The 23,615-nt window shown below is 65.2% G+C and carries 25 protein-coding genes; 16 read left to right on the top strand and 9 right to left on the bottom strand.

Annotated elements, in window-relative coordinates; translation table 11 throughout:
- Nucleotides 1-26: 26 nt before the first annotated feature.
- On the bottom strand, nucleotides 27-737 hold the full coding sequence (locus N6L26_RS07040; protein ID WP_263604909.1) for a DUF4197 domain-containing protein: 711 nt from the start codon (nucleotides 735-737) through the stop codon (nucleotides 27-29).
- A 50-nt stretch (nucleotides 738-787) separates the two neighbouring features.
- Between N6L26_RS07040 and N6L26_RS07045 the strand changes: the two genes are divergently transcribed.
- Both N6L26_RS07045 and N6L26_RS07050 read left to right on the top strand, forming a co-directional pair.
- The gene (locus tag N6L26_RS07045; protein ID WP_263604910.1) at nucleotides 788-2,953 is read left to right on the top strand and encodes a primosomal protein N'; all 2,166 of its coding nucleotides are present in this window, start codon (nucleotides 788-790) and stop codon (nucleotides 2,951-2,953) included.
- A 56-nt stretch (nucleotides 2,954-3,009) separates the two neighbouring features.
- On the top strand, nucleotides 3,010-3,525 hold the full coding sequence (locus tag N6L26_RS07050; protein ID WP_263604911.1) for a CinA family protein: 516 nt from the start codon (nucleotides 3,010-3,012) through the stop codon (nucleotides 3,523-3,525).
- On the opposite strand, the gene N6L26_RS07055 is transcribed toward N6L26_RS07050, so the two are convergent.
- Nucleotides 3,522-3,947: a winged helix-turn-helix transcriptional regulator gene (locus N6L26_RS07055; protein ID WP_263604912.1), complete on the bottom strand. Its 426-nt coding sequence runs from the start codon at nucleotides 3,945-3,947 to the stop codon at nucleotides 3,522-3,524. The two genes, N6L26_RS07050 and N6L26_RS07055, sit on opposite strands and share 4 nt — an antisense overlap.
- Nucleotides 3,948-3,988: 41 nt before the next feature.
- Between N6L26_RS07055 and N6L26_RS07060 the strand changes: the two genes are divergently transcribed.
- The 3 genes from N6L26_RS07060 to N6L26_RS07070 all read left to right on the top strand — a co-directional run bounded on the left by N6L26_RS07060 (nucleotide 3,989) and on the right by N6L26_RS07070 (nucleotide 7,341).
- The gene (locus tag N6L26_RS07060) at nucleotides 3,989-4,585 is read left to right on the top strand and encodes an FMN-dependent NADH-azoreductase (protein WP_263604913.1); all 597 of its coding nucleotides are present in this window, start codon (nucleotides 3,989-3,991) and stop codon (nucleotides 4,583-4,585) included.
- Between the two features lie 34 nt (nucleotides 4,586-4,619).
- The gene (locus N6L26_RS07065) at nucleotides 4,620-6,194 is read left to right on the top strand and encodes a cryptochrome/photolyase family protein (protein WP_263604914.1); all 1,575 of its coding nucleotides are present in this window, start codon (nucleotides 4,620-4,622) and stop codon (nucleotides 6,192-6,194) included.
- Nucleotides 6,195-6,432: 238 nt separating this feature from the next.
- On the top strand, nucleotides 6,433-7,341 hold the full coding sequence (locus N6L26_RS07070; protein WP_263604915.1) for an OmpA family protein: 909 nt from the start codon (nucleotides 6,433-6,435) through the stop codon (nucleotides 7,339-7,341).
- A 55-nt stretch (nucleotides 7,342-7,396) separates the two neighbouring features.
- Here the strand turns inward: N6L26_RS07070 and N6L26_RS07075 are convergent, their stop codons facing one another.
- From N6L26_RS07075 to N6L26_RS07090, 4 genes are all read right to left on the bottom strand, one after another.
- Nucleotides 7,397-8,155, bottom strand: a complete 759-nt coding sequence (locus tag N6L26_RS07075; protein WP_263604916.1) for a siderophore-interacting protein — start codon at nucleotides 8,153-8,155, stop codon at nucleotides 7,397-7,399.
- 77 nt (nucleotides 8,156-8,232) lie between these two features.
- A complete protein-coding gene (locus tag N6L26_RS07080) occupies nucleotides 8,233-8,976 on the bottom strand; it encodes an isocitrate lyase/PEP mutase family protein (RefSeq protein ID WP_263604917.1) in 744 nt (247 codons plus the stop codon).
- Complete coding sequence (locus N6L26_RS07085; protein WP_263604918.1) at nucleotides 8,976-10,004, bottom strand: bifunctional transcriptional activator/DNA repair enzyme AdaA; 1,029 nt, start codon at nucleotides 10,002-10,004, stop codon at nucleotides 8,976-8,978. Before N6L26_RS07085 ends, N6L26_RS07080 begins: the two co-directional genes overlap by 1 nt.
- Nucleotides 9,997-10,482: a DUF1203 domain-containing protein gene (locus tag N6L26_RS07090; RefSeq protein WP_263604919.1), complete on the bottom strand. Its 486-nt coding sequence runs from the start codon at nucleotides 10,480-10,482 to the stop codon at nucleotides 9,997-9,999. Before N6L26_RS07090 ends, N6L26_RS07085 begins: the two co-directional genes overlap by 8 nt.
- A 103-nt stretch (nucleotides 10,483-10,585) precedes the next feature.
- On the opposite strand from N6L26_RS07090, the gene N6L26_RS07095 reads away from it, so the two are divergent.
- Nucleotides 10,586-12,127 (top strand): S1 family peptidase, encoded by a 1,542-nt coding sequence (locus N6L26_RS07095; protein ID WP_263604920.1) that lies wholly within the window; start codon nucleotides 10,586-10,588, stop codon nucleotides 12,125-12,127.
- An 80-nt stretch (nucleotides 12,128-12,207) separates the two neighbouring features.
- Nucleotides 12,208-12,573: a DUF6232 family protein gene (locus N6L26_RS07100; RefSeq protein ID WP_263604921.1), complete on the top strand. Its 366-nt coding sequence runs from the start codon at nucleotides 12,208-12,210 to the stop codon at nucleotides 12,571-12,573.
- On the opposite strand, the gene N6L26_RS07105 is transcribed toward N6L26_RS07100, so the two are convergent.
- Entirely contained in the window at nucleotides 12,570-13,400 is an 831-nt protein-coding gene (locus tag N6L26_RS07105; RefSeq protein ID WP_263604922.1) for a TauD/TfdA dioxygenase family protein, read from the bottom strand. The genes N6L26_RS07100 and N6L26_RS07105 overlap by 4 nt on opposite strands.
- A gap of 206 nt (nucleotides 13,401-13,606) precedes the next feature.
- On the opposite strand from N6L26_RS07105, the gene N6L26_RS07110 reads away from it, so the two are divergent.
- From N6L26_RS07110 to N6L26_RS07150, 9 genes are all read left to right on the top strand, one after another.
- Nucleotides 13,607-14,161 carry a F0F1 ATP synthase subunit delta gene (locus N6L26_RS07110; RefSeq protein WP_263604923.1) on the top strand — a complete coding sequence of 185 codons (555 nt, stop codon included), beginning with the start codon at nucleotides 13,607-13,609 and terminating at the stop codon, nucleotides 14,159-14,161.
- A gap of 12 nt (nucleotides 14,162-14,173) precedes the next feature.
- A complete protein-coding gene (gene atpA / locus N6L26_RS07115) occupies nucleotides 14,174-15,703 on the top strand; it encodes a F0F1 ATP synthase subunit alpha (RefSeq protein WP_263604924.1) in 1,530 nt (509 codons plus the stop codon).
- Nucleotides 15,704-15,710: 7 nt separating this feature from the next.
- Entirely contained in the window at nucleotides 15,711-16,004 is a 294-nt protein-coding gene (locus tag N6L26_RS07120; RefSeq protein ID WP_263604925.1) for a putative quinol monooxygenase, read from the top strand.
- A 6-nt stretch (nucleotides 16,005-16,010) separates the two neighbouring features.
- Complete coding sequence (locus N6L26_RS07125) at nucleotides 16,011-16,886, top strand: F0F1 ATP synthase subunit gamma (RefSeq protein WP_263604926.1); 876 nt, start codon at nucleotides 16,011-16,013, stop codon at nucleotides 16,884-16,886.
- A gap of 9 nt (nucleotides 16,887-16,895) precedes the next feature.
- On the top strand, nucleotides 16,896-17,231 hold the full coding sequence (locus N6L26_RS07130; protein WP_263604927.1) for a hypothetical protein: 336 nt from the start codon (nucleotides 16,896-16,898) through the stop codon (nucleotides 17,229-17,231).
- Between the two features lie 32 nt (nucleotides 17,232-17,263).
- Entirely contained in the window at nucleotides 17,264-18,721 is a 1,458-nt protein-coding gene (gene atpD / locus N6L26_RS07135; RefSeq protein WP_263604928.1) for a F0F1 ATP synthase subunit beta, read from the top strand.
- Between the two features lie 4 nt (nucleotides 18,722-18,725).
- Nucleotides 18,726-18,983 (top strand): ATP synthase F1 subunit epsilon, encoded by a 258-nt coding sequence (locus N6L26_RS07140; protein ID WP_263604929.1) that lies wholly within the window; start codon nucleotides 18,726-18,728, stop codon nucleotides 18,981-18,983.
- Nucleotides 18,984-19,129: 146 nt separating this feature from the next.
- The gene (locus tag N6L26_RS07145; protein WP_263604930.1) at nucleotides 19,130-20,629 is read left to right on the top strand and encodes an ArnT family glycosyltransferase; all 1,500 of its coding nucleotides are present in this window, start codon (nucleotides 19,130-19,132) and stop codon (nucleotides 20,627-20,629) included.
- A gap of 97 nt (nucleotides 20,630-20,726) precedes the next feature.
- Complete coding sequence (locus N6L26_RS07150; protein WP_318173592.1) at nucleotides 20,727-22,844, top strand: prolyl oligopeptidase family serine peptidase; 2,118 nt, start codon at nucleotides 20,727-20,729, stop codon at nucleotides 22,842-22,844.
- Here the strand turns inward: N6L26_RS07150 and N6L26_RS07155 are convergent, their stop codons facing one another.
- Nucleotides 22,845-23,081 carry a hypothetical protein gene (locus N6L26_RS07155; RefSeq protein WP_263604931.1) on the bottom strand — a complete coding sequence of 79 codons (237 nt, stop codon included), beginning with the start codon at nucleotides 23,079-23,081 and terminating at the stop codon, nucleotides 22,845-22,847.
- A 22-nt stretch (nucleotides 23,082-23,103) separates the two neighbouring features.
- Nucleotides 23,104-23,610 carry a hypothetical protein gene (locus N6L26_RS07160; RefSeq protein WP_263604932.1) on the bottom strand — a complete coding sequence of 169 codons (507 nt, stop codon included), beginning with the start codon at nucleotides 23,608-23,610 and terminating at the stop codon, nucleotides 23,104-23,106.
- Nucleotides 23,611-23,615 lie beyond the last annotated feature (5 nt).

The following is a 23,615-nucleotide window of genomic DNA, read 5'->3' on the forward strand; positions in this document are numbered from 1 at the left end:
GCCTTAGCGCCCGATATGGCCTGCGGCTAGTACTGCGCGCCTGTGCCGAACACACCGATGATCAGCGGATCGCGCGTGGCCTGCGGGTTGCGGCGGATCGCCGCTTCCTCGACCCCGATCTCGCGCCAGATGGTGGTATCGATAGTGCCGGCGAAGCGCGTAACCGCGCCCGCCAGATCAACCCCGGCGAGGCCCTGCACCAGTTCCGCCACCAACGGATCCTGCGCCACCCGCAGCGCATCGCCCAGTTCGGGTACCATCGCCTCAACCAAGCTGCGGCCCATCGAATCGCGCAGGAAGCTGGTCGCGGCGGTGGGTCCGCCGCGCACGAGGTCGATTGCGTTCTGGATACCGATGGTGCGTACCGCATCGGTGACTAGCGGTGCCGCGCGCTCGGCGCCTTCATAAGCGACATCGCCAAAGGCGTTCTCGAGCCGGCTCTTGAACAATGCGGAGGTCAGGATGCGCGACAGCACATCGCCGCGTGTGCCCAGCAGCTCGCTGAAGCCGACCTGTGCGACCTGTTCGTCCCAGAAGCCGCCACCTTCGAGCATTCGCCCGAAAGCGCGCTCGCTCGACAGGAACAGGATGCGCTGGACCGCATCGACCATGCCGAAACCGGGAATGGTCGAACAGGCGGGCAGCAGCAGCAGCCCGCCGCCGGCCATGGCCCCGCCGAGAAAGCCGCGCCGTCCGGTGGGTTTGACGAGAATATCGGTCATATCGGTAGTCCTCATTGTATCCTGCCCTTGTTTCGCAGCCATCGTGCCGCCCATATGGCCGGGCCATGAACCGCGTGCGCTGCCTCGTCCTCAATGCCGCTCTCGGCCCGCTCGACTACAAGGTGCCCGAGGGCATGGATGTCGCGGCGGGGGCCGTGGTCGAATGCCCGCTGGGCCCGCGCACGGTAATCGGGATCGTATGGGAAGCTGAACGGCTCCCGGGAACCGAGGTTCCGGTCGAGAAGCTTCGCAATTTGCGCGGGGTGCTTCCCGTGCGGCCGCTTTCCGCCGCGCTCAGGCGGCTGATCGAATGGACCGCGGACTATTACGTCGCCTCGCTCGCCAGCGTGGCGCGGATGGCGCTGGCCTCGGGAGGCGCGCTCAAGGGCCCCGCGACGATGACCGAATACTGCCTGACCGGCGGCATGCCCGAACGCATGACCCCGCAGCGCGAGGCGGCGATAGGCGCGCTGGAAGGCGAGCAGGCGACGATCCGCGAGCTGGCGGGTATTGCGGGGGTTTCGGAAGGCGTCCTGCGCGGGCTGGTCAACCAGGGCGTGATCGGCCCGATAGAGGTCGATTGCGACCGCCCTTACACTGAGGCGCGGCCCGATTTCGTCGAGATCGCGCTGAGCGCCCAGCAGCGCGAGGCGGCGGACATCTTCTCCGACGCGGTGCGCAAGGCGGATTTTGCCCCCTTCCTGCTCGACGGGGTAACCGGATCGGGCAAGACCGAAACCTATTTCGAACCCGTCGCCGAGGCGCTGCGGATGGGACGGCAGGTGCTCGTCCTGCTGCCCGAGATCGCACTGACCGAAAACTTCCTCCACCGCTTCGAGGAGCGGTTCGGTGCGCCGCCGGTGCTGTGGCATTCCTCGCTCAAGTCGACCGAGCGTCGCCGCGCCTATCGCGCGGTGTCCGAAGGCAGCGCGCAGGTGGTGGTCGGCGCGCGCTCGGCGCTGTTCCTGCCCTTTGCCCGGCTTGGCCTGATCGTGGTCGACGAAGCGCATGAGACCAGCTTCAAACAGGAAGAGGGCGTGCGCTACAATGCGCGCGACGTCGCGGTGATGCGCGGGCATTTCGAGAAGGTGCCCGTGGTGCTCGCCAGCGCCACCCCAGCGCTCGAGAGCCTGCAAATGGCCGAAAGCGGGATCTACGCCAAAATCGACCTGCCGAGCCGCTACGGCGGGGCCAAGCTGCCCACGATCGAGACGATCGACCTGACCGAGGAAAAGCCGCCGCAGGGCATGTGGCTGGCGCAGCGGCTGGTCGAGGGGATCGAGGAGCGGCTGGAGCGCGGCGAGCAATCGCTCTTGTTCCTCAACCGACGCGGCTATGCGCCGCTGACGCTGTGCCGCAATTGCGGCTTTCGCTATCAATGCCCCAATTGCAGCGCCTGGCTGGTCGAGCACCGCTTCACCAATCGGCTCGCCTGCCACCATTGCGGGCATGAGGCGCCCGCCCCCAAGGCCTGCACCGAATGCGGCGAGCCCGATTGCCTCGTGGCCTGCGGGCCGGGGGTCGAACGCATCGCCGACGAGGTCGCCGAACGGCTGCCACAGGCGCGTGTCTTCGTCGCCACCTCGGACACGCTCAATTCGCCCGGCCGCGCGGCGGAGTTCATCGCTGCGGTCGAAGCGCGCGAAGTGGACGTGATCGTGGGCACGCAATTGGTCACCAAGGGGTTTCATTTCCCCGAGCTGACGCTGGTCGGCGTGGTCGATGCCGATCTGGGTCTTGAGGGCGGCGATCTGCGCGCGGGCGAGCGGACCTACCAGCAGGTCGCGCAGGTGGCGGGGCGCGCGGGGCGCGGCTCGAAACCCGGCGAAGTGCTGATCCAGACCCGCCATCCCGAAGCGCCGGTGATTGCCGCACTGGCCGCTGGCGACCGCGATGCCTTCTACGACGCCGAAACCGAGATGCGGCGCGAGGCGGGCGCCCCGCCCTTCGGTCGCTGGGCCTCGATCATCGTCTCGTCCGAAACCGATGCCGAGGCGCGCGATGCCGCCAATCGCATCGGCGGACACCGGCCCGATGTGGCCGAATGCCTGATCCTCGGCCCCGCGCCCGCCCCGATGGCGCTGCTGCGCGGGCGCTATCGCTATCGCTTCCTCATCAACGCCCGTCGCAGCGTGCAATTGCAGCAGGTGATCCGCCGCTGGCTGGGCGCAATCGACCACCCGCCCGGCGTGCGCGTGGCGGTCGATATCGACCCCTACAGCTTCGTCTAGGCGCGACGCGCGCAAGTTCGGGAACCCGGAGTTTCGGCGGGACGTTTGCCCGCCGTATGGCCGAAGAACTCGAAGCTGCCCTCCCCGACGACGTCTGCCGGCTGGCCGAGCGGATCCTTGCCGCCGCCAAGGACCGCGGTTGGCAACTGGCCACCGCCGAAAGCTGCACCGGCGGCTTGCTCGCCGCACTGTTCACCGACGTCCCGGGTTACAGCCACGTGTTCGACCGCGGCGTGGTGTCCTATTCGGATGGGGCCAAATGCGATCTGCTGGGTCTCGCAAGTGACATGGTCGAGAATTGCGGCGCAGTCAGCCGCGAGGTCGCCGAGGCGATGGCCGCAGGCGCGCTCGAACGATCGGAGGCACAGCTGGCAGTTTCGATCACCGGCTTCGCCGGCCCCGGGGGTGAGAGTGACGAGGAGGGCCTCGTCCATTTCGCGCTCGCGGGCACCGACGGATCGTTGATCCATCGCGAAGAACATTTCGGGCCGATAGGCCGCGACGGGGTGCGAATTTCCGCGCTGCGCGCCGCGCTCGACATGCTGCGCGAAAAGCTCGATCTTTCGACCTAGTCCTGTTCGCTGTCGTAGACCGCGCGGGCGGCCTCGACCTTGCCGATATTGGCAATCGCCCAATTGCCCAGCCGCGCCACCGGGTCGCACAGCGAGCGGCCCAGCGCCGTCAACGCATAATCGACCCGCAGCGGCACGCTGGGAGTGACCGTGCGGTTGACCAGCCCGTCACGCTCCAGCCCGCGCAGGGTGCGCGTCAGCATGCGCTGCGAAATACCCGGGATGTCGCGGCGCAATTCGTTGAACCGCCGCGACCCGTCGGCCAGCCCCATGACCACGCGAACCGACCATTTGTCGCCGACACGCGCGAGGATGTCGTTTACCGCAGTGCATTGCGGCGCGTCGTGAACCTCAAGGGTCACATCGGTGTTCCTATCGGACAGCAAGGTGCCTTCTTGCGCGGGGTGGGGTACAGTTTCCATATGGCCTCCAGGTTATCAACAGTAACTATGGAAATCCTCTTATGCAAATCCTTCGTATCGACAGTTCGACCACCGGCGATCAATCGATCAGCCGCAAGCTGACCGACGAACTGCTTGCGCATTTCACTGCCGAGCATCCCGACGCCAAGGTCGTCACGCGCGATCTCGTGGCCGAGCCGCTGCCGCATATCGACCCGATCACCACCAGCGCGATCCGCACGCCGCCCGAAACGCATGAGGAAGCGGTTGCCGCGGCCTATCCCGAACAGCGTGCGGTGCTCGACGAATTCCTTGCCAGCGACGTGGTGATCGTCGGCGCGCCGATGTATAATTTCACCATTCCCAGCCAGCTCAAGGCATGGCTCGACCGGCTCGGCGTGCCCGGCGTGACCTTCAAATATAGCGAGAAGGGCCCCGAAGGCCTTGCCGGCAGGCGCAAGGTCGTGGTCGCATCGGCACGCGGCGGCGCATATTCGACCGACCAGATGGCGGAGAACCAGGAAAGCCTGCTGACCACCTTCTTCGGCTTCATCGGCGTGGACGATCTGCACTTCGTCCGCGTCGAGAAGGCGGGGTTCGGGCCCGACGCGATCGAACAGGGCATGAATGCGGCGAAGCAGGAAATCGCCAAGCTATAAGGCACCATCACTGGGGCGGGACATTCTACCAAGGATGCCCCGCCCCAACGACCAACCCGTCCTCGTCCCCATCCTTGGCGACCAGCTGACCCGCGACCTTGCCAGTCTTCGCGGGCGGACCAAGGACGATACCGTCATCCTGATGATGGAGGTGTGGGACGAGGCGACCTATGTCCGCCATCACCAGCAGAAGATCGCGTTGATCTTTTCCGCCATGCGTCATTTCGCTGCGGAATTGCGCAATGCGGGCTGGAGCGTCGACTACACCGAACTCGGCGATCCGGACAATGCGGGCAACTTCACCGGTGAGGTCGCGCGCGCGATTGAACGGCACGACCCACGGCTGGTCAGCGTAGTCGAAGCGGGCGAATGGCGCGTCAGGCAGGACATCGAGCAATGGGCAGACAAGTTCGCCGGCGATGTCGAGATCCTGCGCGACGACCGCTTCATCTGCACCCAGGCCGAGTTCGACGAGTGGGCGCAGGATCGCAAGACGCTCCGCATGGAATTCTTCTATCGCGAAATGCGCCGCAAGACCGGGCTGCTGGTGGACGAGGACGGCCAGCCCGCAGGCGGCGAATGGAATTACGACAGCGAAAACCGCAAGCCGCCCAAGGAGGGCCTGGCGGTGCCTGAACGTCCCAGGTTCGCACCTGACAGCATGACGCAGGAAGTGATCGATCTGGTCTCGGAGCGCTTCGGCGATCACTTCGGGACGCTCGACGGGTTCGGCTGGCCGGTCACACGCAACGAGGCCGAGCAGGCCGCCGATGCGTTCTTCGCCGAGCGGATCGAATGCTTCGGCCCCTATCAGGACGCAATGGTCGCGGGCGAAGACGACCTGTTCCATTCGATGCTGTCGACCAGCATCAATCTCGGCCTGCTCGACCCGCTCGATCTCTGCCAGCGCGCGGAACAGGCCTATCGCGAGGGGCGCGCGCCGCTCAACAGCGTCGAGGGGTTCATCCGCCAGATCATCGGCTGGCGCGAATATGTGCGCGGGTTCTACTGGCACCAGATGCCGCACCTGCAGCGCGCCAATGCACTCGACGCGCGGCGCGGCCTGCCCGAGTTTTACTGGACCGGCGAAACCGAGATGGCCTGCCTCGCCGATTGCATCCGTTCGACCCGCGACAATGCACACGCGCATCATATCCAGCGGCTGATGGTGCTGGGCAATTTCGCGCTGCTCGCGGGGATCGAACCGCGCGCGGTGCAGGACTGGTACCTGGTGGTCTATGCCGATGCTTATGAATGGGTCGAGCTGCCCAATGTCGCGGCGATGATCCTCTATGCCGATGGCGGCAAGCTGGCGTCGAAGCCCTATGCGGCGAGCGGCAATTACATCAACAAGATGAGCAATTACTGCGCGGGCTGCACCTATTCGCCCCACAAGAAGACCGGCGACGGCGCCTGCCCCTTCAATCCGCTCTACTGGCATTTCATGGACCGCCACCGCGAGCGGCTGGAGCAGAACCACCGCATCGGGCGCATCTATGCGACGTGGGACCGCATGGGCGAGGACCGCCAGCGCGAGTATCTCGATAGCGCCGAGGCATTTCTCGACACGCTCGTACCCGCGCACCCCGGTTGGGCCCGAACGCCGTAAGCGTCGGTTCATCGCAGTTCGCGCCCTGCCCATCCTTCCGGCGCAGGATTTGCCCCCGGCGGTTCATTTGCGAGACAGGCTGGGGGCAACACCAGCCCCCGCCTGCGGCCCCGCGCCGCCCAGCCAAGCCAATTTCCAGAGAAGGGGGCTGATTGACCGCACAGGCACAATTGGGGAGAAAGCGGCCTTCCACACCCGCTGGACGGCCTGTGTCGGTTCGAATTGAAGGAGTATGAATATGACTGCCATGACCAAGAGTTCGAAGACATTCGCAGCGCTTGTCGCGCTCGCCCTCCCCCTGGCCGCCGGTGCACAGGCGCAGGAACTCGATCCGCAGGCTGGCGCGCAAAGCGCAGGCGAACCGATGACCGTTGTCGGCACCGCGCCCAGCGACCTGTCCGGCATGCCCGATGGCCCCGAAATCGAAGGCGTGATCTCGGCGCGCCAGGACAACAAGATTCAGGTTACCAGCGCTGATGGCATGCGCACCGTCGTAGCTATCAGCCCGGCCACCGAAATCCGCAGCAGCGGCGGTTTCCTCGGTCTGGACAAGGACCAGCTTACCGACGCCGACTTGCTCAATGGCCTGCCGGTCGACGTCGAAACCGTCGAATGGGCGGATCGCGGGCTGATCGCGACGAAGATCGCGCTCAAGAGCAAGCACCTCGACACCGCGCGGATGATCCATACCGGAACCGACCAGCGCTTCACCGCCAACGAGGCTGCAACCGAAGCGCTGCGCGGACGCGTCGCGAACATCGACCAGTACAACGTCAAGGGCACGACCAACGTCTATTTCGACACTGCCAAGCACAACCTTTCGCAGCAGGCGCGCTACGAACTGTGCCAGGCGGCCGAGCAGGCGAAGTCGACGGACAACGCACTGATGCTGGTGGTCGGTTACACCGATTCGGTCGGTGATTACGATTACAACCAGGAGCTGAGCGAGAAGCGCGCGGCGCGGGTGACCAATTTCCTCCAGCAGGAATGCGACTGGGCGCCCTACCGGATGCTGACCCCCACCGGCATGGCCGAGGCCGATCCGGCAGCGGACAACACCACCGAACAGGGCAAGGCGCAAAACCGCCGCGTGGCGGTGAATATTCTTGTCAGCAAGAGCGTCGACGGGATGAACTCGGGCCTCTGATCGGGCTGCGAATTCGGATCGTGCGGGGCGGGCCTTGGGTCCGCCCCGTTTCGATTCAGGCAGGCTGAGCGGCGGCGTCCTGCTGTTTGGCCAGCTTGTGCTCGTCCTCGATCATGCCGTGTTTCCAATAGCTGGACAGGTAGAGATCGGCAGGCGCGAGAGCGAGTTCGCCGCGCAGATATTCGCGCAGCTGCTTCATCCCCGAAAACTCGCACGCCGCCCATGCCGCGAGCGAACCTGCGGGCCGCGCGACATTGCGCAGCGCATCAACCAGCAGGCCCGGCCGCTGGCCCGGTTCGGGATTGACCAGCCAGACGATCTCCACCCCCTTGGGCGCAGCGATGTCCTGCCGGTCGCGTTCGTCCTGGATCTCGATCGCGGCAAACCCGCGCGCATCGGCTGGCAATCCTTCGAGATTGACCCCGATCGCCGGCAGCGCGGTCATATCGCCCGCCACGAGATAGAAATCGCGGCCTTGCGGCAACGGCTTGGGCAGGCCCGGCCCGCCCACCGCGATCCGATCCCCCGGCTGAGCCGCCAGCGCCCAGCGGGTCGCGGGTCCGGCAGCCTCGCCCCCATGCAATGCGAAGTCGATCGCGATCGCATCGTCGGCTTGGTGGCGGATGGTATAGGTGCGGATGACGGGTTTGCTGGTCTCAGTGGCCGGGGCGAGCATGAGCTTCACATAACCGCCCGCGAAACCGGGCGGAAACTCGGCCATCCCTGCGCCTCCGAGTGACACGCGGATCATCGAGGGCGAAAGGGTCTGGCGCGAGAGGACGGTAAGCGTCCGCGGGGAAGGTCTGCTGCTCATCCCTGTCAGTTAATGCGAATGATTCGCAAAACAAGGGTTGTCGCGAAATCTGCTTTCCCCTCGGCTGAATGTCTGCCCTACCCCTGTCGATAGACAGCTTCCGCCTGCGCCTTGAGCCAGTCCATCGCTGCGGCCCACGGCCCGTGACCATAGCTGATCCGCGCCACGCCCAACGCGGCCAGCTCGGCAGTCGTACCGCGTCCCGGCGCCCACAGCACGTTGACCGGCAGCGGCGATGCCTCGCAGATCACGCGGATCGTCGCATGGTCGCCGAGGAACGGAACGAACAGGCTGCGCGCGCCCGCTTCGGCAAAAGCTGCGGCGCGTGTCAGCACGTCTTCGACCAAGGCAGGAGTGTGCTCCTTAGGCTCGCGTCCGAGATAGACGTCGGTGCGCGCATTGACGTGAATGCCGGTGCCGGCCGCGGCGGCAATCCGCTCTGCCGCCTGCGCCACCGGGAGCAGCGCGGTTTCGCCGGGCATGCGGTCTTCCATATTGATCGCGCTCGCACCCACATCGCGCGCCGTGCCCACCGACTTGCCGACCGCGGCGGGCGTATCGCCATAGCCGGCCTCCATGTCGATGCTCACCGGCAGGTCGGTGACCGAAAGGATGCCGGTGAGGTTTTCGAGCGCGATCTCGAGCGGGAGCGTCTCCCCATCGCTGAACCCGTTGGCCTCGGCCACGCCCCAGCTGCCCGTCGCGATGGCTTTCGCCCCCGCGCCAGCCACGGCGCGGGCGCTGCCGGCGTCCCAGATATTGTACAGCACCAGCGGGTCGCCCGGCACATGCAGCGCGGTGAATGCGTCGATCCTGTCCATCACTTGGTCTCCCGCTCGAGCAGTTCGCGCTTGATGTCCTGCCCGTAGGCATAACCGCCCAGATCGCCGCCCTTGCGCACCACGCGGTGGCACGGGATCAGCACCGCGACATTGTTGCGCGCATTGGCGCTGCCCGCGGCGCGCACCGCCTTGGGGTTGCCCGCGGCAGCGGCGATCTCGGCATAGGTTCGCGTTTCGCCCGGCGGGATCGCGCGCAGCGCTTCCCAGCATGCTTCCTGGAAGGCGGTGCCTTTCACATCGAGCGGGATATGCGCGAAATCGCCCGGTGCCTCGACGCTGGCGACCACGTCGGCGAGCAGTTTGCCGAAGGCCGCGCCGCCTTCGACCAGATCGGCCCCGGGGAAGCGCCGGCGCAATTCGCTGTCGTCCTCGCCGAAGGACAGGCGGCATACGCCCTTGTCGGTCGCCGCGACCAGCATCGGACCCATCGTGGTGTCGACCACCGCCCAGTGGATCGTCACCCCTGCCCCGCCATTGGCCCATGCGCTTGCCGTCATGCCCAGCCGTCCTTTCGTATTCTCGTAAAAGCGCGAGGCCGACCCATAGCCCGCCTCGTAGATCGCGCCGGTCACGCTTTCGCCCTCCGATAGCGCGTCGCGTGCGCGTTCCTCGCGCAAGGCGCGGGCATAGGCGGCGGGCGAGAGACCGATGGCGCGCTTGAACACCCGCTGGAAATGCGCAGGCGAATAGCCGGTAAGCTGCGCCAGCGCGGTCAGCGGGGGCGCATCCTCGGCCTGGCGGATCTCGTCGATCGCCGCGAGCACTGCCGCCTCGTCACGCCCGACATCGTCGGGCCGGCACCGCTTGCAGGCGCGCAAGCCCGCAGTCCGCGCCTGCGCACCATCGACAAAGAAGCGCACATTGCCGCGATCCGGGTGACGCGCGGCGCAGGACGGGCGGCAATAGATACCCGTCGTCAGCACGCCGGTGACAAAGCGCCCGTCGAAGCTGCGATCGCGCCGCTTAACCGCCGCCCAGGCGATATTCTCGGAGATGGCATCAGTCATGGTCGGCCCCATCATAGCGCTCGATCCGCGCTGCGAAACAGCCATGCATCGCATTGTGCGCATCGATATAGGCGACCCTGTCATCGGCCAACAGTTCGCGGACGACCCGGTCGACATCGTCCTGCAGCGCCAGCGAGGCGGTGTGGAGACAGCCGCGGGCATCGTAGCCGCGCAGCGCAATCGGCCGGCCGCGCAGGATCGGCGGCAGTTCGTCGATATAGTCCGCCGCTTCGCGCGCATCCTTGCGCACATAGATCGCAAAGGCATTGCGATAGGGAGTGTCGACCGCGTGGTTGGTGAAATGGGTGAGGACCAGTTCATCGCCCGGATCCGCATCGCGCAGGCTCACCCGGCAGGGATAGCGCCCCTCCTCCCCCGCGATTACCTTGTGCGTGAGCGACTGCGCTAGTGCTGCTTCGTCGCTGGCGAAAAGCCCGGCGAACTGGCCGGGCTCGAGGCCGTGGATACGATAGGTCATCGATGGCTCCTTGCCGAACTCTCCGCAGCCTTCTGCCCATGCCGCCGCTGGCGGGCATCCCGCGGCTTGCGGTCAAAGCGAATGATCGTCACAAGACCGCCCGATGGGACGCATTCCAACCTTGCTCGCCGCGCTGTTCGCGCTGCTCGTACCGGTGCTGGCGCAGGCCGAACCGGCGGATATCGATGCCGCTGCCCGCGGCGTGGTGCGCGTGGTCATCATCGGCGAGGATGGCGAGGAACTGGTCCCGATCAGCCACGGCACCGGCTTTGCAGTCGCGGGCGACAAGGTGGTGACCAATGCACATGTGCTGCGCGACGCCTTGCGCGATGACGCGCTGCGGATCGGCATCATCCCCAACGGTGGCGGCGAGGCGGTATATGGCCAGCCGATCGCGGTCAGCCCGCGCAACGACCTTGCATTGATCCGCATCACCGGCGCCTTGCGGCTGCCCCCGCTGGCGCTGGCCGGCGGCGTCCCGCCCGATAGCGGCGAAGTGACCAGCGTCGGCTATCCGATGAATGTCGACCGCGCGCAGGGACTGGACCTGAGCGACATCTTCCGCAGCCAGCCCCCGGTCAAGAGCCGCGGCTATGTCTCGGGCGCGCGGCCCAGCCGCCAGTTCGACACCATCCTGCACACCGCACCGATCGCGCGTGGCAATTCGGGTGGCCCGCTGCTCGACCCGTGCGGCCGCGTGGTCGGGGTCAACAGCTTCGGCGCAGACAATGACGGCGGCGATGCCGAGTTCTTCTTCGCGGTTTCCAATCGCGAACTGCTGCCCTTCCTGCGCGCCAATGATGTCGAACCGCGCGTCAACGGCAGCACCTGCCGGTCGATGGCCGATCTCGACGAGGCCGAGCGCGAGCGGCTGCAGCGCGAACAGATGGCCGCGCGCGCCGATATGGCGCAGCGCTCCGAAGTGCAGCGGAGCAAGCGCGAGCGCGCGCTGCTCGAGGCCGAACAAGGCGTAATCGTCGAGCGCGAGGACCGCGTGTTCCTCGCCTTCGTGCTGCTGCTGGTCGCCTTTGGCCTCGGCCAGTGGGCGCTGACGTTATCGCGCGCCGAGCCGCGCGACGACAAGCGACTGCGGCTGGTCGGCGCGGCGACGCTGGTGGTCGTGCTGGTGGCGCTGGCCGCCTATCTCACTCGCCCCGGCCTCGACGAGATCGACCGCCGCGTCGCCGCCGCCATGGCCGATGACGCGGACGATTCCGCAGGCGGCGACACATCCGCGACCGGCGCGGCGGCGCTGCTGTGCAGGCTGGTTCCCGAACGCAGCCGCGTGACCAGCGCCAAGGTCGAGGATATCGAGTTCGACTGGACCGCCGATGGCTGCGTCAACACGCGCACGCAATACGGCTTTGCCGGGGGCAGCTGGAGCCGGGTCTTCGTGCCCAATTCCGAAGACGCGGTATCGGTCAACAGCTTCGACCCCGACCGCCGCATCTTCCGCACCGAACGCTATCTCCTCCCGCGCGGTGCGATGAGCGAAGCGCGCGAGGCACGCGGCAAGTATTCAGCGCCCGAATGCGGGAGCGACAATGCCGCTGCGTTGCTCGGCGAACTGCAAGGCGAAGTGCTGGCCCAGCTTCCGCGTGAAGCGAACGAGCGGCTGGTTTACGAATGTAGCGCGCGGAGGTAGAAGGTGGACCTTCTCCTCCAATATTCTTGACTTGAATACTCTGTCGACCTCATTGTTTCTCTCCACGAGGGGGAAAACATGTGAGCGAAGAAAAGATTTTTTTTGACAATGGCCACGTCAAAGTGACCAATTCTCGATTTATCGTCGCAGAACAAACGCATGCAATGAATGGTGTGACATCAGTTGCGAGCCATCGGCAAGACCCCAACAGAACCGGTCTCGTTGTTGGCCTACTTCTCGGCGTCCTTATGATATTTTTTGGTGCGTTCCTCATCGGCTTTTTAGTCGCTGCCGTCTGCGGCTTTTCGCTATACAAACAGAAAGCCACACACGCTGTTGTCCTACGAAGTTCGTCAGGAGAGACTGAGGCTTTGTCCAGTACTGATGGTACGTTTATCAAAGACGTCGTCACCGCATTGAACGACGCGATCGTACATCGCAATTAGGCCGCCAGCGGTTCGCCGGTCAGCGTGATGCGGTGCATCTCGCGGGCGTGGCCCTGGTAGTCGTTCATCGCCAGGTGCCAGGTGGTGCGGTTGTCCCAGATCGCCACCGCGCCCGGTTCCCACGCCACGCGGCAGGTGTTCTCCGCCGCGGTCGCCGCATCGCACAGCCGCTGGAGCAGCGGCAGGCTTTCCTCGCGCGACTTCCCGACGATATGCATGGTGAAAGCGCTGTTCACATAGAGCAGCTTGCGCCCCGTCTGCGGGTGGCGGATCACGATCGGATGCGTCGCGCCGGTCTTGAGCGCCTGGCCGCGCAGGTCGCTGCCCATGTCGGTATTCGCGTAGAGACCGCCCTCGTCATAGATATGGTCGGCGGTATGGAACGCCTCGAGCCCTTCGATCTCGGCCTTGAGATCGTCGGGCAACGCGTCATAGGCTTCGCCCATATGCGCCCATAGCGTGTCGCCGCCGCTGGGCGGCAGCGTCCGCGCGACGAGGATCGAACCCATCGCGGGCACCTGGTCGTAGGAATGGTCGGTGTGCCACCCCCCGCCGATATTGGTGACCTGGTCGGCGCGCTTGCGGACCACGGCGATCTCGGGATGCTGCTCGGTCAGCGGGAAGTAATTGTTGATGTCGATCCCGCCCCAGCGCCGGGCGAAAGCGATATGCGCCTCGGGCGTGAAATCGTCCTGCCCGCGAAACAGCGCAACACCGTGCGTATAGATCGCCTGCTTGATCGCAGTGAGCGTATCGCCCTCCGCCTCGGCCAGATTCACATCCTCGACTTCGACCCCGCATTTGGGGGCCAGTGGCACCATTCTCATCGCTCTCTCCCGCGTGACTGGTTTTGTTATGCCACCTATCCTACGCAGCGTGCACCAAGAGTCCAGTGCGGCGGTCCGGAGTCGGCTTGCCATTGCGAGGGGGCTTTGCTAGGCGCGCGCCGACCTTGCCGGGGTGACTCTCGTTCGCCCGCGACCGGCCTGGATCGCACAGACTTTTCTTCCGGACCCGAGAGGACCTCAAGCGCGTGGATATTTCCGCCGGTATTCAGGCTAGCCTGGCAGGGCGTTACGCTTCGGCCCTGTTCGACCTCGCTAGCGAAAACGGAACCGTGACCGCGGTCGAAACGGACCTCGACAAGATCGAGGCCGCGCTCGCCGAATCGGCCGAGCTCGCCGCTGTCACCACCAACCCCAAGGTTTCGCGCAGCGACGCCAAAAAGGCGCTGTGGGGCGTTTCGGCGATCCTCGGCGTGTCCGAGCTGACGCAGAACTTCCTCGGCGTGCTGGCGCATAACCGCCGGCTGAACCAGCTGCCGAAAGTGATCCGCGCCTTCCGCGCGATCGCCGCCGCGCAGCGCGGTGAAGTCACCGCCGAAGTGACCAGCGCGCATGCGCTGACCGATGCGCAGCTGGCCGATCTCAAGGCCAAGTTGACTGCCCGCGAAGGCCGCACCGTCAAGCTTTCCACGAAGGTCGAGCCCGATCTGCTCGGCGGCCTCGTCGTCACCATCGGCTCGAAGCGCATCGACGCCTCGATCCGCACCCGTCTCAATTCGCTTTCGCAAGCCATGAAGGCTTAAAGGACACACATCATGGATATCCGCGCCGCAGAAATCTCCAAGGTCATCAAGGACCAGATCGCCAATTTCGGAACCGAAGCCGAAGTCAGCGAAGTCGGCACCGTGCTGTCGGTGGGTGACGGTATCGCCCGCATCCACGGTCTCGACAACGTGCAGGCCGGTGAAATGATCGAATTCGCCAACGGCGTTCAGGGCATGGCGCTGAACCTCGAGGCCGACAATGTCGGCGCGGTGATCTTCGGCTCGGACCAGGAAATCGGCGAAGGCGACAGCGTCAAGCGGACCAACACCATCGTCGACGTCCCCGTCGGCAAGGGCCTGCTCGGCCGCGTGGTCGATGCGCTCGGCAACCCGATCGACGGCAAGGGCCCGATCGAATCGACCGAACGCCGCCGCGTCGAAGTGAAGGCACCGGGCATCATCCCGCGCGAATCGGTCAGCGAACCGGTGCAGTCGGGCCTCAAGGCCGTCGACGCGCTCGTTCCCGTCGGCCGCGGCCAGCGCGAACTGATCATCGGCGACCGCCAGACCGGCAAGTCCGCCGTCGCGATCGACACCTTCATCAACCAGAAGGAAGCCAATGCGGGCGACGACGAAGGCAAGAAGCTTTACTGCATCTATGTCGCCGTCGGCCAGAAGCGCTCGACCGTCGCGCAGATCGTCAAGCAGCTCGAAGAAAACGGCGCGATGGAATATTCGATCGTCGTCGCCGCGACCGCTTCGGAGCCCGCTCCGCTGCAGTATCTCGCACCCTACACCGGCTGCGCGATGGGCGAATTCTTCCGCGACAACGGCATGCACGCCGTGATCGTGTATGACGATCTTTCCAAGCAGGCCGTCGCCTATCGCCAGATGTCGCTGCTGCTGCGCCGCCCGCCGGGCCGCGAAGCCTATCCCGGCGACGTGTTCTACCTCCACAGCCGCCTGCTCGAGCGTGCGGCGAAGATGAGCAAGGCCGAAGGCGGCGGTTCGCTGACCGCGCTGCCGATCATCGAAACGCAGGCGGGCGACGTGTCGGCCTACATCCCGACCAACGTGATCTCGATCACCGATGGTCAGATCTTCCTCGAAACCGACCTGTTCTACCAGGGCATCCGTCCGGCGATTAACGTCGGCCTGTCGGTCAGCCGCGTCGGCGGTGCCGCGCAGACCAAGGCGATGAAGAAGGTCTCGGGCTCGATGAAGCTCGACCTCGCACAGTACCGTGAAATGGCGGCCTTCGCGCAGTTCGGCTCGGACCTCGATGCCGCGACGCAGAAGCTGCTCAACCGCGGTGCGCGCCTGACCGAGCTGCTCAAGCAGCCGCAGTTCAGCCCGATGCCGTTCGAAGAGCAGACCGTGTCGATCTTCGCCGGTACCAATGGCTACATCGACGATGTGCCGGTCAACCGCGTGACCGATTACGAAGCCCAGATGCTGAGCTTCATGCGCGCCGAACATGCCCCCGTGCTCGAAGAAATCCGCACTACGGGCAAGTTCGAAGACGACACCAAGACCAAGGTCGTCGACGCGCTCAAGGCCTTCGCGAAGCAGTTCGCCTGATCGCACGATGAGCTACACTGTCTTCGCCACCATCCGGGTCAAGTCGGAGCATATGGAGGCCGCTTGCCAAGCGGTGGCCGCCATCGTGCCGATGACCCGTGGCGAAGATGGTTGCATCGCGTTCGAGCCGCGCCGCGCCGCGGACGGTTCGAGCACGATCATGATTTTCGAAGAGTGGGCGGATCGCGATGCATTCGATTTCCATCACGCTCAGGAATACACCAAGGACGTCTTCGCTCGATACGAAAACTGGCTCGCTAGCGCGCCGGAACTCGTCGAAGTGAAGTCGCTGGAAGGCTGAACGAACATGGCTAGCCTCAAAGAACTCAAGGGCCGTATCAACTCGGTCAAGTCGACCCAGAAGATCACCAAGGCCAAGCAGATGGTCGCGGCTGCGAAGCTGCGCCGGGCGCAGGCCGCGGCCGAAGCTGCGCGTCCCTATGCCGAACGGCTGTCAGGCGTGATGGCATCGCTGGCCGGCAAGGTCAGCGGCGACAGCGCTCCGCGCCTGCTGCGCGGCACGGGTTCGGACAAGCGCCACCTGCTGGTGGTGGTCAACACCGACAAGGGCCTGTGCGGCGGTCTCAACGCCAACATCGTCAAGGCCGCCAAGGTCAAGGCACGTGCGCTGATCGCAGAGGGCAAGGAAGTGCGCTTCTACCTCGTCGGCAAGAAGGGCCGCGCCCCGATCAAGCGCGACTATGCCGAACGGATCGAAAAGTGGTTCGACACCTCCGAAGTCCGCCAGCCGGGCTTCGAGGAAGCCGAAGCGATCGCCGACGACCTGATCGCGCGGTTCGAGCAGGGTGAATTCGATGTCGCCCATCTCGTCTACCCGATCTTCAAGTCGGCGCTGGCGCAGGACCCGACCGTGGACCAGCTGATCCCCGTCCCCTCGCCCGAAGGCGATACCGGGACCGCGGGCGATGCCGTGGTCGAATACGAGCCGGGCGAGGAAGAAATCCTCGAGGAACTGCTGCCGCGTTACGTCAAGACGCAGCTGTTCGCTTCGCTGCTGGAACGCGAGGCGTCCGAACAGGGTGCGTCGATGACCGCAATGGACAATGCCACGCGCAATGCCGGCGACCTGATCAGCAAGCTGACCATCAAGTACAACCGCAGCCGCCAGGCCGCCATCACCACCGAGTTGATCGAAATCATCGCCGGTGCGGAAGCTCTCTAAGGATCCGATGTGAACAAGCTTGCCCTCCTCCTCCCCCTCGCGCTGCTGTCTGCCTGCGGTGAAGAACCCGCCGCGCAGACCGCGCCCGAACAGGTCGTGACGCCCGAGCCGATCGAGACGCTGCCCGCGCCCGACCAGGCGCTGCTCACTGCGAAATACGCCGAAGCCTGCCCCGAAGACGAGGCGGTCAACACCGCCATGTGCAAGCGCGCCGGCATGGGTTCGCCCGATGTCGTGTGCGAATTCGGCCTCGGTGACGACGAATATCTTCGCAACAAGGCGACCCTTACTGCTGGCGAAGGCGAATGGGCCTTTGCCGATCCGGAAAATGTCTGCGTCGGCTAAGGCGCATTAAACCCCAAGTCAGGACATAGATCATGGCCACCGCACCCGTACTCAACCAATCGCCCAACGGCACCATCAGCCAGGTCATCGGCGCTGTCGTCGACGTGCAGTTCGAAGGTGAACTGCCCTCCATCCTGACCGCGCTCGAAACCAAGAACGGCGCCAACACGCTAGTCCTCGAAGTCGCGCAGCACCTCGGTGAAAACACCGTGCGTACCATCGCGATGGACGCCACCGAAGGCCTCATCCGCGGCCAGGAAGTCGTCAACACCGGCTCGCAGATTTCGGTCCCCGTCGGCCCGAAGACGCTCGGCCGCATCATGAACGTCATCGGCGAGCCGATCGACGAACGTGGCCCGGTCGGCGCCGACCAGTCGATGCCGATCCACGCCGAAGCCCCGCTGTTCGTCGACCAGTCGACCGAAGCGGCCATCCTTGTCACCGGCATCAAGGTCATCGACCTGCTCGCGCCCTATGCGCGTGGCGGTAAGATCGGCCTGTTCGGCGGTGCCGGCGTCGGCAAGACCGTGCTGATCCAGGAACTGATCAACAACATCGCCAAGGGCCATGGCGGCGTGTCCGTCTTCGCCGGCGTGGGTGAACGTACCCGCGAAGGTAACGACCTCTATCACGAATTCCTCGACGCCGGCGTTATCGCCAAGGACGCCGACGGCAATGCCATCTCGGAAGGTTCGAAGGTTGCGCTGGTGTTCGGCCAGATGAACGAACCGCCGGGCGCACGTGCCCGCGTCGCACTGTCGGGCCTGACGATGGCGGAATATTTCCGCGACGTCGAAGGCCAGGACGTGCTGTTCTTCGTCGACAACATCTTCCGCTTCACGCAGGCGGGTTCGGAAGTGTCGGCGCTGCTCGGCCGTATTCCCTCGGCCGTGGGCTACCAGCCGACGCTGTCGACCGACATGGGCAATCTGCAGGAACGCATCACCTCGACCAACAAGGGCTCGATCACCTCGGTCCAGGCCATCTACGTGCCCGCCGACGACCTTACCGACCCGGCCCCGGCGACCTCGTTTGCCCACCTCGACGCCACCACCAACCTCAACCGTGCGATTTCGGAGCTGGGCATCTACCCGGCAGTCGACCCGCTCGATTCCAGCAGCCGCGTTCTTGAACCACGCATCGTGGGCCAAGAGCACTACGAGACCGCGCGCAAGGTCCAGGAAACGCTGCAGAAGTACAAGAGCCTGCAGGACATCATCGCCATCCTGGGCATGGACGAGCTGTCGGAAGAAGATAAGCTGACCGTGGCCCGTGCGCGCAAGATCCAGAAGTTCCTGTCGCAGCCGTTCCACGTTGCCGAGGTGTTCACCAACATCCCCGGCCAGTTCGTGCAGATCGAAGATACTGTCGCTTCGTTCAAGGCAGTCGTCGACGGCGAATACGATCACCTGCCCGAAGCCGCCTTCTACATGGTCGGCGGTATCGACCAGGCGGTCGAAAAGGCCAAGAAGCTGGCCGAGGACTTGTAAGCATATGGCCCTCCACTTCGAACTCGTCACACCGGCCAAGCTGGTCCGTTCCGAAGACGTCCACATGGTGGTCGTCCCCGGCGCGGAAGGCGAATTCGGCGTGCTCGAAGGCCATGCGCCCTTCATGTCGACGATCCGCGACGGATCGGTGCAGGTCTACAAGACCGAAGGCGCCGCGCCCGAACTGGTCGAAGTCCGCGGCGGTTTCGCCGAGGTCGGCGAGAACGGCCTGACGGTCCTCGCGGAACACGTCGAGGCTTGAGGCCTGCGTCCCATACCGAACACGAAGGGCGGCCCTGCGGGGTCGCCCTTTTCGTTTGCGCGCCCTATCGCCGAAAGCGCGTGGTTTAGGCTAAAGTTTACCACGCTGCGTCACAGAGCATGGCGACAGGTGGGGGCCAGCACGCCATGAAGGCGCAAATCGTGAAGTCCAGTGATCCGCAAACCGGTTTCCGCTCGCGCGTCGACGCGGTCAGCGTGGTGCTCTTGCTGACAGTATGCGCACTGGTGATCCGCCTGCCGTTCCTGGGTGATGCCAATGCCGATATCGACGAGCAGCTCTATTCGCTGATCGGCAACGCCATGCTCGATGGCAAGCTGCCGTTCGTCGATCTGTGGGACCGCAAGCCGTTCGGCCTGTTCCTGCTTTATGCGCTGGCGCACGCGATCGGCGGCCCATCGCCGCTGGCCTACCAGCTGTTCGCGACCGGTTTCGCAGTGCTCGGCGCCATGCTCACGCGGCACCTGGCGCTGACGCTGGTCGACCGGACCGTCGCGATGGGGGCGGGTGTCCTCTACCTCATCCTCATGGCGCTATACGGCCCCCATTCGGGCCAGACCGAGATTTTCCATGTTCCCGCCATGCTCGGAATGGCAATCCTGGTGCGCGATCCCGACCATCCGCAGGCGATCCGCCGCGCGCTCGCGGCGATGCTGATCGGCGGGCTGGCGCTGCAGATCAAATATACCGTCGTGCCGCAATGTGCGTTCTTCGGCCTGTGGGCGCTGTGGGGCCAGTACCGGCGCGATCGGTCACTTGTCCGGCTCGCCGGGCTGGGCGCCGCCTTTGCCGCTCTCGGGCTGCTGCCAACGGCGCTGGTCGGCCTGTCCTATCTAGCGATCGGCGAATGGGACGCCTTCTGGTTTGCCAATTTCGTCAGCTTCTTCGACCGCCTGCCCTCCCCCGCGGGGCGTTTCTCGGCGCACTGGCTGTACCAGCTCCCGCTTGTCGCGCTCGCGGGTCTGGGGGCCTATGCGGCGCTACGGATGGGTATCCCGACCGACAAGCGCGCCTATGCCTTCTATGCCGCCTGGCTGGTCGCCTGCCTCGCCACGGTGTTCCTGCCCTCGACCGTCTATGCCTATTATTACGCCGCGCTGGTCCCGGCGACGATCCTGCTCGCGCTGCCCTTCCTCAACCGGCTGGGACCGCTGCGACTGGCGCCGATGCTGGCCGCAATCGCGATCTGCTTTTCGCTGCTCTATTACGGCACCCGAATGGATGCGACGCAGCGTTCGCGCACCGGCATGGCGCAGCTGGTGGCCACCATCAGCCCGCTGGTCGATGATAGTACGCGCTGCCTGTGGATTTTCGATGGCCCGACTGCGCTCTACCGCGAAACGGGCAGCTGCCTGCCGACGCGGTTCATCTATCCCGACCACCTCAACAATGCGCTCGAACGCGATGCGCTGGGAGTCCGGCAGATTGACGAGGTCCGCCGTATCCTGTCGCGGCAGCCGTCGGTGATCGTGACTGCGGACACTCCCTTCACTACTCAGAACGAAGAGGTGAAGCGGCTGGTGATGCGGACCGTGACGCGCGATTACGAACGCCGGATGCACACGCGTATCCGTGGCCGGACGATCTCGGTCTGGGTGCTGCGCGACCCGCCTGCCGAAGTCGATTGAGGGGTCGCCGCCGGAAGGATTTCGACAAAACGCCCCGCCCCCTTACTCCTTCATCCCGCCTTTGCGCATAAGGCGTCCACGACTCAGGAGACAGACCTTGAAACTCGTATCCGCGCTGGCCATTGCCGCTGCCATGACGCTTGCACCCCAAACGCCCGCCGCCGCGCTGGACGGCATCCCCGGCCCCGAAGAGGACAGCTACATCTGGCTCGAGGAGGCGCGCAGCGATGAAGCGCTCGACTGGGTGCGCAGCGAGAACGAACGCACGATGGATCTTATCGCGGGCGACCCGCGGTTCGACACGGTCAAGGCCGAGGCGCTGGCGATCTACGACAGCGAGGATCGCATACCCTATGTGACGATCCGCCCCGACGGTCTGTATAATTTCTGGCAGGACAAGCAGAACCCGCGCGGGCTGGTACGCCGCACCACGCTGGCCAGCTACCGCACCGACAACCCGCAGTGGGAAACCGTGCTCGATGTCGATGCGCTGGCCGAAGCCGAAGGGCGCGAATGGGTCTACAAGGGCAGCACCTGCCTGCCGCCCGCAGAGCGCATGTGCATGATCGCGCTGAGCGACGGCGGCGAAGACGCCACCGTGCTGCGCGAGTTCGACATGACCACCAAGAGCTTCGTCGAAAACGGCTTCCTGCTCGACCAGAAGAGCCAGGGCGGGATCGAATGGATCGATGCCGATACGCTGCTGGTCAGCCGCGATTTCGGCGAAGGCACGCTGACCGAGAGCCAGTATCCGCGCACATCGCGCATCTGGAAACGCGGCACCACAATCGAGGACGCGCAGGAAATCTGGCGCGGCGAGGAAGCCGATGTCTGGTCCGGCGCCACGCTGCTCCGCGACCACACCGGCACCGCGCATGGCTATTACGCCTTCCGCGCGACCAGCTTCCACGAAACCGAATATTTCTGGCAGCATGACGGCGAATGGCTGCGGCTCGACATGCCGCTCAAGGCGGCGCCCTACGGGCTGATCGACGGCCAGTTGCTGTTCTCGACCGATGTCGATTGGGACACGCAGGGGCAGACCTTCCCCGCCGACGCACTGGTGTCGGTCGATCTGGAAGCGTTCAAGGCCGATCCGAATGGTGCGACGAAAACGCTCGTCTGGGCGCCCGAGGACAAGCAGACCAAGCAAGGTGCCTCGAACACCTCCGAAAGCCTCTATGTCAGCCTGCTCGACAATGTCCGCGGCCGCGTGCTCAAGTTCGACCATGTCGATGGCGCGTGGGTCTCGAGCGAGATCGAGCTGCCCGACAATTCGACGCTCGATGTGGCTGCCGCATCGGAAGGGTCGGACGAAATCATGTATTCGGTGACCGACTTCCTCACGCCCTCGACGCTGTATTATTCGGACGGCAGCGGCGCGCCCGAAGTGATCAAGACCTCGCCCAGCTATTTCGATGCCGCGGGCATGGAGGTCGAGCAGTACGAAGCGACCAGCGCCGATGGCACGATGATCCCCTATTTCCTCGTCAAGCCGAAGGGTATGGTGATGGACGGCACCAATCCGACGCTGCTGACCGGTTACGGGGGTTTCCAAGTGCCGCGCCTGCCTTCCTATCTCGGTTCGATCGGCAAGATCTGGCTCGAGCGCGGCGGCGCCTATATCCTCGGCAATATGCGCGGCGGCGGCGAATTCGGCCCCGGCTGGCACCAGGATGCGATCCGCGAGAACAAGCAGCGCACCTGGGACGATTTCATCGCGATCGCCGAAGACGCAATCGCGCGGGGCATCACCACCGCCGACCATCTCGGTATCCAGGGCGGATCGCAGGGCGGCCTGCTGGTGGGCACTGCCTTCACGCAGCGCCCGGACCTGTTCAATGCCGCGATCGTCCAGATCCCGCTATTCGACATGCTGCGCTATCACGTGATCGGGCGCGGGGCGTCGTGGACCGGCGAGTATGGCGATCCGCGCATCGCGGAACAACGCGCCTGGATCGAACCCTATTCGCCCTATCAGAAGCTGCTCGAGAACAAGGCCTATCCGGCGCCGTTCTTCTGGGCCTCGACCGCCGATGACCGCACCCATCCCGCGCATGCGCGCAAGGGCGCCGCGCGGGTCAAGGAACTGGGGCAGGAGTATTATTACTTCGAGGACATGACCGGCGGCCATTCGGGCGGCGTGGACAATGAACAGCGTGCCAAGATTCAGGCGCTGCAGATGGTCTATCTGCTGCAGCGGCTGGCGGACTGATCAGCGCGGCCGGCGCGTCGGGGCGTGGAAATCGGGGGGCTTGTCGGCCACCCATTCCACGAACCGCGCGAGGGCCTCGTCGGCCAGCAGTTCTTCGCGGTCAGCGCCGATCCGCGCGAGCTGCGCATTGGTGAAATTGGCATGGATCGCGCGGTGGCAGATCGGGTGGAGCGGCACCGTCTCGCGCCCCTTCTTGGCCTTGGGCACGAGGTGATGCTGTTGGACCTTGCGCCCCAACGCGCGTCCGCACAGCCAGCAGCTATCGGGTTCGGCGGTCGGCGCGGTCGGTCTCCCAGCTGAACAGCTCGTCGGCACGCGGGAAATGGGCTTCGGCAAGATCGTAGTCGATCGATACGATATCCGCATCGTCGCATAACTGGAGGCCGATCACCTTCTCGCCGTCGAGTACCATCACGCCGTCGCTGATCGCCGGGTTGTTCGGCTCTCCGGCGGCGAAATTGGTCCGGACCACGCGGCTGAAAACGATATAGCGCGTCGTCCCGCTGGCAAAGGCAACCTGCGCCTCGCCCCCGCCCGAATAGGGCACGCTCGCCCAGCGGCCGCCGCGCAGGACGAGTTCGGGCGTGCTTTCGCCGAAGCGATATTCGGCTTCCCGCTCGCCCGTGCCGCAAATCGCGATCCGCTTGCCGCTGGCGACCTTGCAGGAAAATATCCGCTCTTCCTCGGGAGCGCATCCGACCGTCTTGCCAAGCGGACTGGTGGGAGCAGGTGCCGCGGCAGGCGATAGCGCGGCCGCCGGGGCCACCACCG

It is taken from the genome of Qipengyuania sp. SS22 (genome assembly GCF_025736935.1).
In the GTDB taxonomy this organism is placed as follows: Bacteria; Pseudomonadota; Alphaproteobacteria; order Sphingomonadales; family Sphingomonadaceae; genus Qipengyuania.